Source organism: Pseudomonas sp. B20 (assembly GCF_020515755.1).
Lineage (GTDB): Bacteria > Pseudomonadota > Gammaproteobacteria > Pseudomonadales > Pseudomonadaceae > Aquipseudomonas > Aquipseudomonas syringae.
The window spans coordinates 1-18513 of record NZ_JAHPJG010000026.1; the positions used below are offsets into that span (position 1 = coordinate 1).

At 61.4% G+C, this 18513-nt stretch carries 3 protein-coding genes and 1 pseudogene; all 4 read left to right on the plus strand.

Translation table 11 applies throughout. The annotated features are described in order from the left end of the window. Positions 1-15796 (plus strand): annotated as a pseudogene (gene syrE, locus LIX91_RS22130) (syringomycin E biosynthesis non-ribosomal peptide synthetase SyrE); the annotation flags it as partial. 241 nt (positions 15797-16037) lie between these two features. Continuing rightward, positions 16038-16868, plus strand: a complete 831-nt coding sequence (locus LIX91_RS22135) for a helix-turn-helix transcriptional regulator (protein WP_046270207.1) — start codon at positions 16038-16040, stop codon at positions 16866-16868. Next, positions 16865-18283, plus strand: coding sequence for an AdeC/AdeK/OprM family multidrug efflux complex outer membrane factor (adeC, locus tag LIX91_RS22140; RefSeq protein ID WP_046270206.1), 1419 nt, complete (start codon positions 16865-16867; stop codon positions 18281-18283). Before LIX91_RS22135 ends, adeC begins: the two co-directional genes overlap by 4 nt. A gap of 13 nt (positions 18284-18296) precedes the next feature. Continuing rightward, a complete protein-coding gene (locus tag LIX91_RS22145) occupies positions 18297-18503 on the plus strand; it encodes a hypothetical protein (RefSeq protein WP_226489162.1) in 207 nt (68 codons plus the stop codon). The last annotated feature ends 10 nt before the right edge of the window (positions 18504-18513 follow it).

Consider the following 18513-nt stretch of genomic DNA (forward strand, 5'->3'; position numbering starts at 1 on the left):
CTATGTGGTTGCCCAGCCGCAAAGCCAGCTTACAGCCGCTGAACTGCGTGCCGAACTGGCACCGCAACTGGCCGAGTACATGCTGCCAAGCGCGTTCGTGCTGCTTGATGAACTGCCGTTGACGCCGAACCGCAAGCTTGACCGCAAGGCCTTGCCGGTTCCGGCGGACGATGCTTTTGCCAGTCGCGAACACGTGGAGCCGCAAGGTGCTACCGAGATTGCGCTGGCGCAGATCTGGCAAAACCTGCTCGATCTGGAACAGGTGGGCCGTCATGACCAGTTCTTCGAACTGGGCGGCCACTCCTTGCTGGCGATGCGCCTGATTTCCCAGGTGCGCCATCAATTGGGCGTCGAACTTGGTCTGGCCGCGCTGTTCGCCCATCCCGAACTGAGTACCCTGGCCGCGGCCATCGCTCAGGCCGGACGCAGCAACTTGCCGGACATCGTGCCGGTGGCACGCGATCAGGCGTGGCCGTTGTCATTCGGCCAGCAACGTCTGTGGTTTCTCGCCCAGATGGAAGGCGCCAGCGCGGCCTACCACATACCTGCCGGCCTGAGCCTGCATGGCAAACTGGATCTCAAGGCATTGCAACGGGCGTTGGAGCGCATCGTGGCGCGCCACGAAGGTTTACGCACCACGTTCATGCAGGGCGATGACGGACAGCCGGTGCAACGCATCAGCCCGGCGGACACCGGTTTCAAACTGCAAGTGCACGACCTGCAAGGGTTGGCGGATGCCGAGGAAAAACTTCAGGCACTGGCCAGCGAAGAGTCGCTGCAAGCCTTCGATCTGCAACAGGGCCCGTTGATTCGTGGCCGCCTGATTCGTATGGCCGAGGACCATCACGTATTGTTGCTGACCCTGCACCATATCGTTTCCGATGGCTGGTCGGTTGGTGTGCTGACCCGCGAATTGTCCGCGCTGTATGCGGCATTCAGTCAGGACCAGGACGACCCGCTGGCGCCGCTGGACCTGCAATACCTGGACTACGCGGTGTGGCAACGTCGCTGGCTGAGTGGCGATCTGCTGCAACAGCAAAGCAATTTCTGGCAGCAAACCCTGGCAGATGCTCCGGCGTTGTTGATGTTGCCCACCGACCGTGCGCGTCCGGCGCTGCAGGACTATGCCGGTGCAGCACTGCCCGTCGTTTTCGACAAAGACCTTACCCGAGGTCTCAAGGCATTGAGCCAACGCCGCGGCAGCACCCTGTTCATGACGGTCATGGCCGCGTGGGCCGGCCTGCTGGGACGCCTGGCGGGTCAGGACGATGTGGTCATTGGTACGCCTGTGGCCAATCGTACACGCAGTGAAGTCGAAGGGCTGGTGGGTCTGTTCGTCAACACCCTGGCCATCCGCGTTGACCTCAGTGACAAGCCTACGGCAGAGACGCTGCTGGCGCGGGTCAAGCAGCAGACTCTCGATGCCCAGGCGCATCAGGACTTGCCGTTCGAACAAGTCGTGGAAGTCATCAATCCGCTACGCAGTCTGTCCCACAGCCCGATTTTTCAGGCCATGCTGTCGTGGGAGAATAACGAGGCGTCTGATCTGACGCTCGGCGACATGACCCTGAAAAGCGTCGAATTGGCCGCTGATACGGCTCAATTCGACCTGACGCTGGATATGGCCGAGGTGGATGAGCAACTGGTCGGCACGCTGGAGTACGCCACCGCGTTGTTCGACGAGAGCACCATGCGGCGCTATCTGGGCTACTTCCGGCGTTTGCTGGAGGCCATGGTCGCCGACGACCAGCAGGTGCTGGAGCACGTAGCCTTGCTGGGTGGCGACGAACGTGAACATCTGCTGGCGGGCCTCAACGCAACAGAGGCGCCCTACCCGCAGGACTTCACGATCCATCAACTGTTCGAAGACAGGGTTCAGGCTCAGCCCAACGCCATCGCCGTGGCTTTCGAGGCGCAGCGCTTGAGTTATGCGGAGTTGAACCTTCAGGCCAACCGTCTGGCTCATCACCTCATCAGCCTGGGCATCAAACCGGATGATCGGGTGGCGATCTGCGTAGAACGTGGCGTGGAAATGCTGATCGGCGTGCTCGGTGTACTCAAGGCCGGTGCTGCCTATGTGCCACTGGATCCGGCCTACCCTGCCGAGCGCCTGGCCTACATGATCGAAGACAGTGCGCCGTCGGCAATGCTGACCCAGCGTGATGTGCAGGCGCATTTGCCGACGCTGGACTTGCCACTGGTGCTGCTCGATGAAGATCAACGCGACACCTTCAACGAGCGTGACGACAACCCGGTGGTGGAAACCCTCGGTGCGCACAATCTGGCGTATGTGATCTATACCTCGGGCTCAACCGGCGTGCCGAAAGGCGTAATGGTCGAGCATCGCGGATTGCTCGCTGTCAGCGCGGCGTGGAAGCAATTGTATCCGTTGCACGCGCCACTCAATCACTTGCAGATGGCAGGGTTTTCCTTCGATGTGTTCAGCGCCGACCTGATCCGCTCACTGGGTTTCGGCGGCACACTGGTGCTGTGCCCACGCGAGACCTTGATGGACCCTCCTGCGCTTTACCGCCTGTTGAGCGAAGAGTCGATCGGTTTTGCGGATTTCGTGCCTGCCGTGCTCAACGCGTTGCTGGGCTGGGTGGAAGAGACCGGTCACGACCTGTCGTTCATGCGCACGGTGGTCTGTGGTTCGGATATCTGGACCGCGCACAGCGCCCGGCAACTGCGCAAGCTGTGTGGCGATCACGTGCAGATCGTCCAGGCCTACGGCGTCACTGAAGCCAGCATCGACAGCACCTGTTTCGAGTTCGAGGCAGCCAGCCAGGTCGACGGGGTCTTGCCGATTGGTCGGGCACTGGCCAACACGCGGATTTATCTGCTCGACGAGCTGGGCCAACCGGTCCCGCCGGGTGTCGCGGGCGAGTTGTATATCGGCGGCGCAGGTATTGCACGCGGTTATCTGAATTTGCCGCAACTGACTGCCGAACGCTTCATGGACAACCCCTTCGTGGCGGGCGAACGGCTGTACCGCAGTGGCGATATGGCTCGCTATCGGGCTGATGGCAATATCGAATTCCTCGGCCGCAACGACTCCCAGGCCAAGCTTCGCGGGCTGCGTCTGGAGCTGGGCGAAATCGAAGCACGCCTGGCCGAGGTTGCGGGCGTGCGCGAAAGCCTGGTCGTGATTCGCGAGGACAGCGGCGGCACGCCGAAACTGATCGCGTATTTTGTGGAATATGCCACTCGCGACGAGTCTGGCCCTGCCCTGACCCCGCGTGCGCTGCGCCAGCAACTGCAACTCAACCTGCCGGAGTACATGATCCCGGCAGCGTTCGTGCGCATGGCCGCATTGCCGCTGAGCGCCAACGGCAAACTGGATCGCAGGGCGTTGCCCGAACCGGATGCCGACGCCTTCGATCAGCATGATTTCGAAGCAGCCGATGGCCCGCTGGAGACGGCAATCGCCGCCATTTGGGCCGATGTGCTGGGCGTCGCACAAGTCGGCCGTCATGATGACTTTTTCGCGCTCGGCGGTCATTCATTGCTGGTCATGCGCGTGCTTGCTCAGGTTCGTCAGCAATTGAATCTGGAGGTTTCACCGTCAGTGTTTTTCGCAGCACCGGTGCTGCGGCAGTTCGCCGAGCGGCTGGGCAACACGCAGGACAACGCTCGCCTGGCGATCACGCCTGTGCAGCGTTCGGGTGCGCTACCGCTGTCGTTTGCCCAACAGCGCCTGTGGTTCCTCGCGCAACTGGAAGGTGGCAGCGCCGCTTACCATATTCCAGTTGGATTACGTCTGCGCGGCAGCCTTGATCAAGCGTCGCTGCAACGTGCACTGGACCGTATCGTGGCCCGCCATGAGGCACTGCGCACGACCTTTGTACAAGAGCAGGGACAGCCTGCAGAGCAGCGTATCTCTGCCGCTGAAACAGGTTTCAGACTGCAACTGCAGGTACTGGCCGGGCAGAACGATGCAGAAGACACGCTGCTTGCCATCGCAGCACAAGAGGCCAGCGAGCACTTCGACCTCGTCAATGGACCGCTGGTGCGCGGGCGTCTGGTGCGCATGGCCGATGACGACCACGTGTTGCTGGTGACCATGCACCACATCGTCTCCGATGGCTGGTCAACCGGGGTGTTGAACCGCGAGCTGGGCGCTCTCTATGCAGCCTTCAGTCAGGGGGCGGAGGATCCATTGCCGGCCTTGCCAGTGCAATACGTCGACTACGCACTGTGGCAACGTGAATGGTTGAGTGGCGACGTGCTGCAACAACAGCGTCAGTACTGGCAGCAGGCCCTGGCCGGTGCACCAGCCTTGCTGACCCTGCCGACCGATCGGCCACGTCCGGCGCAACAGGACTACAGCGGGCGGACGCTGGAACTGGTGCTCGATACACACTTGACCCATGGCCTCAAGGCGTTGAGCCAACGCCATGGCAGCAGCCTGTTCATGACCGTCATGGGCGCCTGGGCCGCGCTGTTGGGACGGCTGTCCGGTCAGGACGACGTGGTGATCGGTACGCCGGTGGCCAACCGTATGAGCGCCGAGGTGGAGAACCTGATCGGCTTCTTCGTCAACACCCTCGCTGTACGGGTCGACCTTTCGGGCGCCCCGAGCGTCGAAACGCTGCTGCAGCAAGTCAAACGGCAGACTCTGGCTGCCCAGGCAAATCAGGACCTGCCGTTCGAACAGGTGGTTGAAGTGGTTCGACCACAACGCAGCCTGTCTCACAGCCCGATTTTTCAGGCAATGCTGTCATGGCAAAACAACGAGGACGCCGCTCTGCTGCTCGGCGACATGACCCTGCAAGGCGTCGCAGTGGCCGGTGATACGGCAAAATTCGACCTGGCGCTGGACATCGGCGAGGTGGACGGGCAACTGATCGGCACGCTGGAGTACGCCACGGCGCTGTTCGACGAAAGCACCATGCGTCGTTATCGAGGCTACTTCCTGCGTTTGTTGGAGGCCATGGTGGCCGATGACCAGCAAGTGCTGGAGCAGGTGCCGTTGCTCGACACTGCGGAGCGCGAGTACCTGCTGAAGGATATCAATGCCACAGAGCGCGCCTACCCTGTCGGTCAGTTGATGCATCGCTTGTTCGAGGCGCATGCCGAAGCTGCACCGCAGGCAATTGCAGTCCGCCAGAGTGAGCAAACGCTGACCTACGCCGAACTCGACAGCCGCGCCAATGCCTTGGCTCAGCACCTGCGCAAACACGGTGTGGGGCCAGGAACCCGGGTGGCGATCCTGCTGGATCGCTCGGTGGAATTGCTGGCCAGCATGCTGGCCACCCTCAAGTGCGGCGCGGCTTATCTGGCGCTGGATCGTCTGGCGCCCGAAGAGCGCCTGCGCTTCATGCTTGAGGACAGCGAAGCCATCATGCTGCTGAGCAGTAGCGACCTGACGGCACCTGACATGACGCCAAGACTGGATCTGGACACACTGGAACTGTCGGCGCTGAACCAGGGGCCAGTCGTGCTTGCAGATGAAATCGCAGGCGAAACCCCCGCGTGCATCATCTACACCTCTGGCTCCACCGGTGTGCCCAAGGGCGTGATCGTGACTCACAACGGCATTATTCGGCTGGTTCAGGACAACGGCTACTACGACTTCTCCGCCGAGGACCGTGTGGCGTTTTCGTCCAACCCGGCGTTCGACGCCAGTACTCCGGAAATCTGGGGTGCATTGCTCAATGGCGGCCAGTCGGTGATTATCGAGCCGCAGGTGCTGCTCGAGCCGGTGGCGTTTGCCGCCCTGTTGAAACGCCATGGTGTAACAGCCATGATCAGCTCGACCGCCCTCTTCAACCTGTATGCCGGATTGATTCCCGAGGCCCTGGCAGGCCTGCGCATGATCATGTGTGGCGGCGAGCGCGCTGATCCGGCCTCGTTCCGTCGGGTCCGGGAGCACTCCGCTCAGGTACGCCTGTTCAACGGCTACGGCCCGACCGAGGGCACCACCTGTGCCACCAGCTACGAAATCTTCGATGTACTGCCTGACACCCTGAGTCTGCCGATTGGCAAGCCCAACGCCAACGTGCGGGTCTATGTGCTTGACGCCCGGCGCGAGCCGGTGCCGATGGGTGTGGTCGGCGAGATCTACATCGGTGGCACAGGTGTCGCACTCGGCTACCTGAATCGCCCGGAACTGACCGCCGAACGTTTCAGCGAAGACCCGTTCAGCCAGCAGGCCGGCGCGAGACTCTATCGCACCGGCGACCTGGCGCGCTGGTTGCCGGACGGTAACCTTGAATATGTGGCGCGTAATGATGGGCAGGTCAAGGTCCGCGGCTTCCGCGTCGAGCTGGGCGAAATCGAAAGCCTCCTGCACTTGTGCGACGGCGTGCGCAACTCCGTGGTGGTGGCGCATGAAGCCAGCCCGGGTGACACCCGTCTGGTCGCCTACTACACCGTGCATGCAGACGCTGAAGCACCTGATCCAGAGGATCTGCGTGCGCAATTGAGTGCCGATTTGGCGGAATACATGGTTCCGAGTGTGTTCATGCGCCTGGATACCTTGCCGCTTACGCTCAATGGCAAGGTCGACCAGAAAGCACTGCCGGCACCGGACCTGAACGCCATGTCCGCGCGAACTTACGTTGCGCCGGAGGGTGCCACCGAACAGGCCTTGGCGGACATATTCCAGGAGCTGCTGAGCCTTGAACGAGTGGGTCGCCATGACGGCTTCTTCGAGCTTGGCGGTCACTCGCTGCTGGCTGCGCAACTGGTTTCCCGTGTGCGTCAGCAACTGAACGGCGACATGGCGCTGCGCCAGCTGTTCAATCACCCGACCGTGGCCGAACTGGCGAAGGTGGTCGATGGCCTGCAAGCGGTCGATTCCGACAGCATCGAACCCATCGAGCGTAACGCGCCGCTGGCACTGTCCTTTTCCCAGCAGCGCCTGTGGTTCCTCGACAGGCTCGACCCTGGTGCCAGCAGTGCTTACCACATGCCGATGTCGCTGCTGCTGCGCGGCGAGCTGGATCACGGCGCGCTCAAGGCTGCGCTCGACCGTCTGGTCGCACGTCATGAAAGCCTGCGCACTAAGTTCAAGTTGCACGGCGAACATCCGGCGCAGGTCATCGCTGCGGCGGACAGCGGTTTCGCCCTGGCAGAGCAGGACCTGCGCTCGCAGCCTTATGAACAGGCCAGCCTCAGCGCTTCACGCATCGCCGACAGCGAGGTCGCTGCACCGTTTGACCTGCGCCAGGGCCCGCTGATTCGCGGGCGTCTGCTGCGCCTGGCGGATGATGAGCACATGCTGTTGATCACCCAGCATCACATCATCTCCGACGGCTGGTCGGTGGGTGTGCTGATCAACGAGTTCGCCGCCCTCTACCAGGCCTTCAGTCAGCATCAGCCTGACCCGTTACCGGCCCTGTCAATTCAGTATGCCGACTACGCCGCCTGGCAACGCCGCACCTTTACCGGCGAACGCCTTGCCGAGCAGGCCGACTTCTGGCGTGAGCACCTGGGTGGTGCACCGACGCTGCTGTCGCTGCCTACCGACAGGCCGCGCCCGGCGGTGCAAAGCTACCGCGGCGGCGCGGTTCCCGTGACGATCGATGCAGCGCTTCACCAACGTCTGGAGCGCTTCTGCCAGACCCACAACGTCACTCTGTTCATGGGCCTGCTCAGTGCATGGTCGGCGCTTATGGCGCGCCTGGGCAACGAACGCGATGTGGTCATCGGCGTGCCGAGCGCCAACCGTGGCCGCACCGAAACCGAGAACCTGATCGGTTTCTTCGTCAACACCCTGGCCCTGCGCATTGATCTGGCGCAGAACCCCAGTGTGGCGCAACTGCTGGAACAGGTCCGCCAGACCACGCTGGCGGCCCATGAACATCAGGACATTCCGTTCGAGCAAGTGATCGAAGCCTTGCAGCCGCCACGCTCGATGAGCCATAGCCCGCTGTGTCAGGTCGCCCTGTCGCTGGATAACACCAGCATCGGCGGCGAGTTGAAGCTGCCGGGTCTTAGCCTGCACCCCGTGTTACAAGCCCATGAAACCGCGCAGTTCGACCTGATGCTGATCCTGGGCAGCGAAAACGGCACCCTCACCGGGGTTATCGAATACGCCAGCGATCTCTTCGATCGCGCCACCGTCGAGCGTTTTGCCCAGCATTTCCATACGCTGCTGGAAGCGATGGTCGAGGATGTCGCGCAACCCGTGCTCGGCCTGCCGTTGCTCAGCCCGGCGCAGCGCCTGGCCTCGCCAGCACTGCTGCAGCCCAAAGCGGTATTCGCGTCGGGGCTGATGGTGCATCAGCGCTTCGAACAGTTCGCCGCCGTCCATCCGCAAAACATCGCGCTGGTCTTTGGCGGGCAAGAGGTGAGTTACCAGACGCTCAATCGCCGAGCCAACCGTCTGGCCCATGAACTGCTTGCCCAAGGCGTACGTCCCGATGACCGGGTGGCGATCCTCGCAGAGCGTGGCACACAAATGATCTGCGCGGTGCTGGCCGTGCTCAAGGCCGGTGCGGCCTACGTGCCGCTGGACCCGACTTACCCCACCGAGCGTCTCGGCTACCTGCTGACAGACAGTGCGCCGGTAGCGTTGCTGGCCCAGTCGGCCTGCCTCGACGTGCTGCCGGTACACAGCGTGCCGGTACTGACCCTCGGCGCGGACAACGACAGTGCCGATTTGGCAGATGAATCGCTGGACCGCAACCCTGAGCCTGCTGCGCCGGGTCTGTCTCGCGATCATTTGGCATACGTCATTTACACATCAGGGTCTACAGGCCTGCCCAAAGGTGTGCTGGTGGAGCACGGCAACGTGGCACGCCTGTTCGACGCCACCGCCAGGCAATTCAACTTCGGGCCTGAGGATGTCTGGACGCTGTTCCACTCCTTTGCCTTCGACTTCTCGGTCTGGGAAATCTGGGGCGCGCTGTGCTACGGCGGCAAACTGGTCATCGTCCCGAGTGAGGTGGCGCGTTCACCGGATGACTTCTATGCGCTGGTCTGCGAGCAGCAGGTCACCGTTCTGAACCAGACGCCAAGCGCTTTCCGCCAGTTCATCCAGGCTCGCGAACGCAGCCCGCAGGAGCATGCGCTGCGTGAAGTGGTGTTCGGGGGTGAGGCTTTGGACTTCCGCAGCCTGCAGCCCTGGACCGCACGCACACCGCTGTCGCGTACCCGTCTGGTGAACATGTACGGCATCACGGAAATCACCGTGCATGCCACTTACTACCCGATCAGCCAGTCGGAAATCGACACAGCCATGCCAAGTCTGATCGGGCCGGCACTTGATGACCTGTGCCTGCGTATCCTCGATGACTATCAGCAGCCGGTGCCGGTCGGCGTCAATGGCGAGATTTACATTGGCGGTGCCGGGGTTGCCCGGCATTACCTGAACCGCACCGAACTGAATGCCGAACGTTTTATTGCCGACCCCTATGCGTTGCAAAGCGGCGCACGGCTCTACCGCACCGGCGACGTTGCGCACTACCGCAGCGACGGCGGCGTGGTCTACGTCGGCCGCAATGACTCGCAAATCAAGATTCGCGGTTTTCGTATCGAGTTGGGCGAGATCGAGGCGCAATTGCTCGCCTGCCCCGACGTTCGTGAAGCGATGGTCATCGTGCGTGAGGATCGCCCTGGCGACAAACGCCTGGTCGCCTATCTGATTGCCGAGGACGGCGCTGCTCCCGAGTCAGTGCTTCTGCGCAGCCAACTGGCCAGCGTGCTGGCCGAACACATGCTGCCAAGCGCCTTTGTGACCATTGAAACCTGGCCGTTGACCACCAACGGCAAGCTGGACCGTGCCGCCCTGCCCGCGCCGGACCAGTTCGCGACGGTGAGTCGTGACTACGAAGCACCGCTAGGCGCTGTCGAAACGACCCTGGCCGCTGCCTGGCAGGAATTGCTCGGGGTTGAACGTGTCGGTCGCCAGGATCACTTCTTCGAACTGGGTGGTCACTCCTTCCTGGTGATTAACCTGATAGAGCGCTTGCGTCAGATCGGCTTGGTGCTGGACGTGAGCACGGTGTTCTCGGCGCCAACCCTGCAAGCCATGGCTGCGGTCCTGGCGGGCGGCACTGCGGCGGAACGGGTCGCCCCGGCGAACCTGATTCCGGTCGATTGCACAGCGTTGACCCCGGACATGCTGCCGTTGGTGAAGCTGACCCAGCAGGAACTGGAACATATCGTTGCCGATGTGCCAGGCGGCGTCGCCAATGTTCAGGATATCTACCCACTGTCGTCGCTGCAGGAAGGCATCCTGTTTCACCATCTGTTGCAGTCAGAAGGCGACGCCTACCTGATGCGCACCATAGCGACGTTCGACAGCCGTGCGTTGCTCGACAAATTCCTCGGCGCGCTGCAAGTGGTGATCAACCGCCACGACATCATGCGCAGCTCACTGCGCTGGCAAGGTCTGCCGCAACCGGTACAAGTGGTGCATCGTCAGGCAACGTTGCCAGTCATTCAGCTCGACACTGCACCGGGTGAAGACGCCTTGCAGATGCTGCGCGAACGCACCAATACCTACCATATGCGCCTGGACCTGCAACAGGCACCGCTGATAGCCGCGTATATCACCTACGATACCCGGCAGGAAAAGTGGCTGATGGCGTTGCTGGACCATCACCTTATCAGCGACAACGTCACCCTGCGCCTGATCATGGGCGAGATCCAGGCAGTGATGGACGGACGCGCCGACGCCCTGCCGCCATCGCAGCCGTACCGCAACTTCATCGCCCAGGCCGCGTGTGTGTCCCAAGCCGAACATGAAGCCTACTTCCGTCAACTGCTGGGGGATGTCGATACCACCACTGCGCCTTACGGCGTGCTCGATGTGCGTGGCGGCGATGCAACAATCCTGCGTTCGGTGCAGGATCTGAGCGACGATCTCAGCGCGCGGATCCACGCCACCGCACGGGCTCAGGGCGTGCCGACCTCGGTGCTGTTCCACGCGGCATGGGGCTTGGTGGTAGCCGCCACCAGCGGCCGCGACGACGGGATTTTCGGTACCGTGCTTTCGGGACGTTCCCAAGGCACCTCCGGTGCCAACCATGCGCTGGGCATGTTCATCAACACCTTGCCGATGCGTATTCGCCTGCAACAAAACAGCGTGCGCGATATCGTTCAGGACGCCTACCAACAGCTCAGCGGCCTGCTGACCCACGAGCAGGCGCCACTGGCCCTGGCGCAGCGCTGCAGCGCAGTGGATGCATCGCTGCCGATGTTCACCGTGATCCTCAATTGCCGTCACGGTGATCTGGTGAACACTGCCGGGGAAAACATCGAGGACATGGGCGAGGAGCAGGAAGGTGTTCATTTCCTGGGCTCCGAAACCCGTACCAACTACCCGATCGAAATTGCCGTAGCCAATGAGGCCGATGGCTTTTCGCTGACCGCGCAGTCTATAGATGGCATCGATCCGCACCGGATTGCCGCCTACCTCGGCCAGGCGGTTGCCGAGCTGGTCAATGCCCTTGAGCAGGATCCGCAACGCCTGGCAAGCAGCCTGGAAGTGGTCCCGGAGGACGAGCGGCAACTGCTGCTCAACGACTTCAACGACACCGCCAGTGAATTCGCTCCTGCAGTGCCGATCCATGCCTTGTTCGAACACCAGGTCCGCTGCAATCCCGAGGCTGTAGCGCTGGTCTACGAAGACCGCCAACTGAGCTATCGCCAGCTCAACCGTCGCGCGAACCACGTAGCCCGGCAGTTGCTGCAACGCGGTGTACAGCCGGACGAGCGCGTGGCCATCTGCGCCGAACGCAGTCTTGACATGATTGTCGGCCTGCTGGGCGTGCTCAAGTCCGGTGCTGCCTACGTGCCGATTGACCCTGCCCACCCGACTGACCGCATGGCCTTCATGCTGCAGGACAGTCAGCCGCGTGCGCTGCTGACCCAGAGCGCACTCAGTCTGCCGGCCGGCGACATACCGTTGATGCTGCTCGATAGCGCTGAATCGCTGCTGGCAGCGGACGATCAGGCGTTCGACGCCAATCCAGTGGTCGACGGCCTGACGGCGGACAACCTGGCCTACGTGATCTACACGTCAGGCTCCACCGGTCAGTCGAAAGGTGTCATGGTCGAGCACCGCTCGGTGTTCAACTTCTGGAACGTGCTGACCCGCACCACCCATCAGCATTGCCCGACACCGGCCACCGTGGCGCTGAACGCCGGCTTCTTCTTCGACATGTCGATCAAAGGCATCTCGCAATTGTTCTCCGGCCACACGCTGGTGATCATCCCGCAACTTATTCGTGCCAACGGCAGCGAACTGCTGGACTTCCTCGAAGCCCATCAGGTTCATGCCTTCGACTCAACACCCTCGCAGCTCGACACCTTGCTCTCGGCCGGTTTGCTGGAACGCAGCAGTTACCAGCCGGTCAGCGTGCTGTTGGGTGGCGAGGCGATCAACGCCAGCACCTGGGAAAAGCTGCGCAACTGCCCGACCATCCGCTTCTACAACATGTATGGCCCGACCGAATGCACAGTGGACGCGACCATTGATCTGATCCGCGACCTGGGTGAAAAGCCAAGCATCGGCCGACCCATCGCCAACGTTCAGGTGCATGTTCTGGATGCGCGTGGCGAGCCCGCACCACTGGGCGTCGCCGGGGAAATTCACATCGGCGGTAGCGGTGTGGCCCGTGGCTACCTCAACCGTGACGAGCTGAGTGCCGAACGCTTCATCGTCGACCGGTTCTCTGATGTCGCCAATGCGCGCCTTTACAAAACCGGCGACCTGGGTCGCTGGCTGGCGGACGGCACGCTGGAATACATGGGCCGTAACGACTTCCAGGTGAAGGTTCGCGGTTTCCGTATCGAGCTGGGTGAAATCGAAAACGTTCTGCTGGCCGTACCAGGCATCCGCGAGGTGGTGGTGATTGCCCGCAACGACAGCCAGGGTGATTCGGACAGCCAGCGCCTGGTCGCTTATGTCTGCGGTGAATCGGTTGCGGCCGAGCACTTGCGTAGCGAGCTGCTCAAGCATCTGCCTGAGTACATGGTGCCCAGCGCCTTCGTCCAGCTGGATGCCCTGCCGCTGACCTCGAACGGCAAGCTCGATCGCCGAGCGCTGCCGGCCCCCGGTCAGGATGCTTTGGCCAGCAAGGCGTACGAGGCGCCGCAAGGCGAAACCGAAGAGGCCATCGCCGAAATATGGAAAGCGCTGCTGCATCTGGATCAGGTCGGCCGCAACGACGGCTTCCTTGAACTGGGCGGCCATTCGTTGCTCGCCGTGCAATTGCTGTCGCGACTGCGACGCAAGCTCGGTACACGAATCACCTTGCGCGAACTGTTCGACGCACCGACCGTTCGCGGCCTGGCCTCATTGGTCAACGCCACGGCGCCAAGTGAAGCGCAATCGATTCCAAGGGCGGATCGCTCGGGAGGTCTGCCATTGTCATTCTCCCAGCAACGCCTGTGGTTCCTGGATCATCTGGATCATGCTGCCGGTGCGGCCTATCACTTGCCGATGGCCTTGCGCCTGACAGGGACGCTGGACACGGCTGCCTTGCAGGCGACGCTTGATCGTCTGGTTGCACGCCACGAAACCCTGCGCACGCGCTTTGAGTTGGTTGACGGTGAGCCGGTGCAGAAGATCGCCCCGGCCGATACCCGTTTTCCGCTGTTGCAACAGGATCTGCGCGACCTTTCCAGTGATGAGCGCACGGCGACCCTGGCCCGTCTGGGTCAGGATAATGCCACGCAACTGTTCGATCTGACTCAGGGGCCTATGCTGCGCGGGCATCTGCTGCAGGTGGCGGATGCCGAGCATGTGCTGCTGATCACGCTGCATCACATCGTCTCCGATGGCTGGTCCAACAGCGTTCTTGCCCAGGAAGTGAGCTTGCTTTACGCCGCCTTCAGTCAAGGGCAGAAAGACCCGCTGCCAGCGCTGCCGCTTCAATACGTGGACTACGCCGCCTGGCAACGGCAATCCCTTGACGGCCCTGCGCTGCAAGCTCAGGTCGACTTCTGGCGTACGCATCTGGAAGGCGCGCCAAGCCTGCTGAACCTGCCACTGGACCGTCCGCGTCCAGCCATCCAGAGCTACACCGGCGGGATGATCGAGTATGTGTTCTCGCCAGAGCTGAGTGCCGACGTGCGCGCGTTCAGTCAGGCTCAGGGCAGCACGTTGTTCATGGTCCTGCTGGCAGGCTGGTCGATGCTCATGAGTCACCTCAGCGAGCAGAATGATGTGGTGGTCGGTACGCCTGTCGCCAACCGTCAACGCCCGGAGCTGGAGCCATTGATCGGCTTCTTCGCCAATACACTGGCATTGCGTGTGGCAACCTGCCGAGAGACCCGACTGAGTGAAGTGCTCGGTCGAATCAAAGACATCACGCTGTCTGCCTACAGTCATCAGGATCTACCGTTCGAGCAAGTGGTCAGCGCCTTGCAGCCAACCCGCAGCATGAGCCACAGCCCGTTGTTCCAGGTGATGCTGAGCCTGGACAACACGCCGCCTTCGCTGTTGCAACTGCCCGGCCTGGAAGTCGAGTCGCTGGACAGCGCCCATATCACCACTCAGTTTGACCTGTCTTTGTCACTCACCGATGCCGGCGAAAGCCTGAGCGGCGGTCTGCAATACTCCAGCGACCTGTTCGACAAAACCACTGTGCAGGCCATCATGCAGCTGTTTGCCAGGGTTCTGGAGAACATGGTGACTGACGCACAGCAGTCGATCGGTCAGGTGCTTGACAACACGCCTGCGCTGCCGCGCTCGGTGCATACCTCGACGATCACTGCGACGCTCGAAGACGAACAGCCTGAAGCACTGCCTTACGAAGCGCCCGAAGGCGAGACCGAGATCGCCCTCGCCAACCTCTGGAAGGAGCTGCTCAAGCTGGACAAGGTCAGTCGCCATGACGACTTCTTCAAGCTGGGCGGTATTTCGTTGATGGCCGTGCAGATGGCGTCGCGTTTGCGCAAGGTGCTCGGCAAACCGATCGCGGTCCGCGATCTGTTCATCGAGCCGACCATTGCCGGTTTTGCCAGGACACTGGACAGCCAGACACGTCCCGGCCAGCACAGCAATCTGGTACCGGTCCGTCGCACCGGTTCGCAAAGGCCGCTGTTTCTGGTGCACCCGCTAGGCGGTGAAGTGCAGTACGTGCGCGATCTGGCTGCGGCAATCGACCCACAGGTGCCGCTCTACGGCTTGGCCGCCAGTGGCCTGGCAGCTGGCGAGAAGCCGTTGTCTGACGTGCCGGCCATGGCGGCGCGTTACCTGGCAGCGATTCGCCAGGTACAACCGAAAGGGCCTTACCGGATCGGCGGCTGGTCTGCAGGTGGTCTTATCGCTTATGAAATGGCCCGCCAGCTGCAATCCAGCGGTGAACAGCTGGAGTTCCTCGGCATCATCGATACCTCCGCGCGTCTTGAGCAGCAAACGCCGGAGGCGTTGAACGAAGGTCAATTCCTGATGGACTGGCTACCAGAGCAGCTCGACCCCGAGGTACTCCGGCAGCTCACCGAGCTGGCCAGCACGGATGCCATCGATGAAATGCTGACACTCTGCATGGCACATCGCCTGCTTCCGAAGGAGCTGCCACAGGACGTCGATGCCAACGTGTTCCGCAGCCATCTCGCGGTGGCCTATGCGACCCATATCGCAATCAGTGCCTATGTCAGCCCACCCGCTCCGCTCTCGGTGACGCTGTTTACGGCCCGCGAGGAGGAGCGCAACGATCCGCTGCTGGGGTGGAGTGAGTTGCTTGAGACCCCGGTGAGCATGACAGCGCTTCCCGGGACCCACGAGACCCTTGTCCGGGCGCCTCATGTCAGCGCATTGGGCAAGGCAATCTCCCGAGCGCTGGACAAGCAGCCCGTTCACACGACCTGCAGCGAGGAAGAGCATGTTCGGTAACTGCACCAACTGACGAGTGACCGCTCGGTTGCGCAGGATGTCCCGGTATCCCGTGACAGACTTTTCCTGCGCAACTCAGCCTAATGGGAGCCTCGAGCTGAATCGTTTTTTTTGGAGACGTTCACGCGTGATACCGGATTCGAGTGATGTTGAGGCGCAAAGTATTTGAGCGTCCTGAGGGCGGAATTCACAGTCTGGTCGACAGAATTGCACGCAACGTCTGATCTTCAGGAATTGACATATGAACCGACAAGCGAATGCCAAAGATGAAGTGAAAACGCACATTTATCTGGAACTCGGGAAGCTGGTGTCCAGCGTCGGGGATGACATGTTTCTGAGTAACATGCACCAGTTCATCAACGCGTCGCTGGCCGTAAGCCGTGTGGAGCTCAGCGAGTGGACCGTTGACGACAGTCAAGCGACGGTGACCGATGTACAACTGCTGGGCTACGCGGGCACTGAGTTGAATTCGCAGATGCAAACGGTGTGTCCGACTCGTGCCAGGCACCGCAACGACCATCCACTGGTCAAGCGCGTGCTTGAGGTAGAGGACGACCTGCTGATTCACCTGAACGCCCGGATGAAAAACCAGAAGGACAATGACTGTCTCGGAACCTCCCACCAGTGCAGCATGATCTCGCGCAAGGCCAATCGCTGTTGTGTGATCTCACTGCACCGACCGCAATCTGACAAAGACTACTCGTTGCAAGAGCTGTCTTTTTTGAAATACCTCTCGGAGACTCTGCTGCCTTTGTCGGAGCGTCATGCCCGCGCCCATCGCCAATCCGGTATGAGAAGCGCTGGGGGGGCACTGTCGCATGGCCCGCTTTCCCTTGAGTACAAACAATTGCAACACGAGTTCAACAAACGTTTGCGGGCCTGCGACGTATCGCTCTCGACACGGGAGAAGGAGGCCTGTCTGGAATTCCTGGCGGGCAGCACAGTTCCTGAAATCGCAGAGAAACTATGTGTCAAGAGCAGCTCTGTCGAAACCTACCTGAAACGCTCTGCCGCCAAGCTGGGTATCAGCGGTCGACATGGGCTGGCCAAGTGGCTGGTATGTGCAGAATGAACAAATCCATTAGCCCATTGCTGTTTGCTGTGCTGTCCTTGAGCGGCTGCTCGTTGATTCCGGACTATCAGCGCCCGGCAGCCCCGGTTGCCGCACACTACCCACAATCTTCCGCCTACGCGCCAGCTCTTTCCGGCCCGCTGGCGGCGGACATGGGATGGCGTGACCTGTTCCGCGAACCGATGCTGCAACAGCTTATCGAAAGCGCCCTGCTCAACAATCGTGACTTGCGCGTGGCAGCGCTCAATGTCGAGGCCTATCAAGCGCAATACCGCATTCAGCGCGCCGATCTGTTTCCCGCGATCAGCGCCACGGGCAGCGGTACCCGGCAACGCCAACCCGCCAGTATCACGCAGACCGGCGGCCCGGTGACCAGCGGTACTTATTCTGCGACGCTGGGTATCAGTTCCTATGAACTGGATTTGTTCGGACGCATACGCAGCCTCAGCGATCAGGCCTCGCTCACCTATTTGTCCAGCGAAGAGGCACGGCGCAGCACTCAGTTGAGCCTGGTGGCGAGTGTCGCCATCGCCTACCTGACCTGGCGTGCCGACCAGGAACTGTTGGCCCTGACTCAGGACACGCTGATGTCCTACGAAAAGAGCCTGAAGCTGACCACTCGCAGCCAGCAAGTGGGTGCTTCTTCGTCACTGGACCTGGCCCAGTCGCGCACATCGGTGGAGAGCGCACGGGCAAGTCTGGCGACGTTCCAGCGCCAGGTCGCCCAGGATCTCAACAGCCTGACCTTGCTTGTGGGTACGACAGTTGCGGACAGCGCGCCCAACCGTCCGTTGTCCTCGGAATGGCTCGCCGAAGTGCCGGCGGGGCTGCCTTCTGACCTGCTGCAACGACGCCCTGACATTCTTGAGGCCGAATACCAGTTGCAGTCGGCCAACGCCAGCATCGGTGCTGCGCGAGCGGCGTTCTTCCCGAGTATTACCCTGACGGCCAACGCTGGTACATCCAGTACCGAGCTGTCCGGCCTGTTTAAAGCTGGCTCTGGAGGCTGGGTGTTTTCGCCGCAGATCGACATCCCGATTTTCAACGCCGGCAGTCTGCGGGCAAGCCTTGATTACTCGAAGATCCAGAAGGATATAAGCGTTTCAAAGTACGAAAAATCGATACAGACCGCCTTTCAGGAGGTCTCCGATGGTCTGGCTGCGCGTCAGACCTACAAACATCAGCTGAAGGCGCAGAGCGACCTTGTACAGGCAAACCAGGAGTACTACCGCCTTGCCGAACGTCGTTACCGTATCGGCGTCGACAACAGCCTGACATTTCTCGACGCCCAACGCTCTTTATTCAGCGCTCAACAAAACCTGATCACCGACCGATTGTCGCAACTGACCGCCGAAGTCAATCTCTACAAGGCGTTGGGCGGCGGCTGGACGGAGCGGACATCAAAACCCTTGTGAGGAGGAACTGAAGATGGGCACATTTGAACCTGGAACACATGTACGCCTTCGCTCGGGCGGCAAAATCATGGTGGTCAAGCATGAACCCGCGATCATCCCTCTCCCGGACACTCTGCTCGTGATGTGCGAGTACCGGTCAAAGAATCGCCTGGTGCAAGGCTTCTATTCGGCGCGTGATCTGATACGTGCGCGCCGCGAGCCAATGCCCAATCATGGCTGAGAGCAACCCG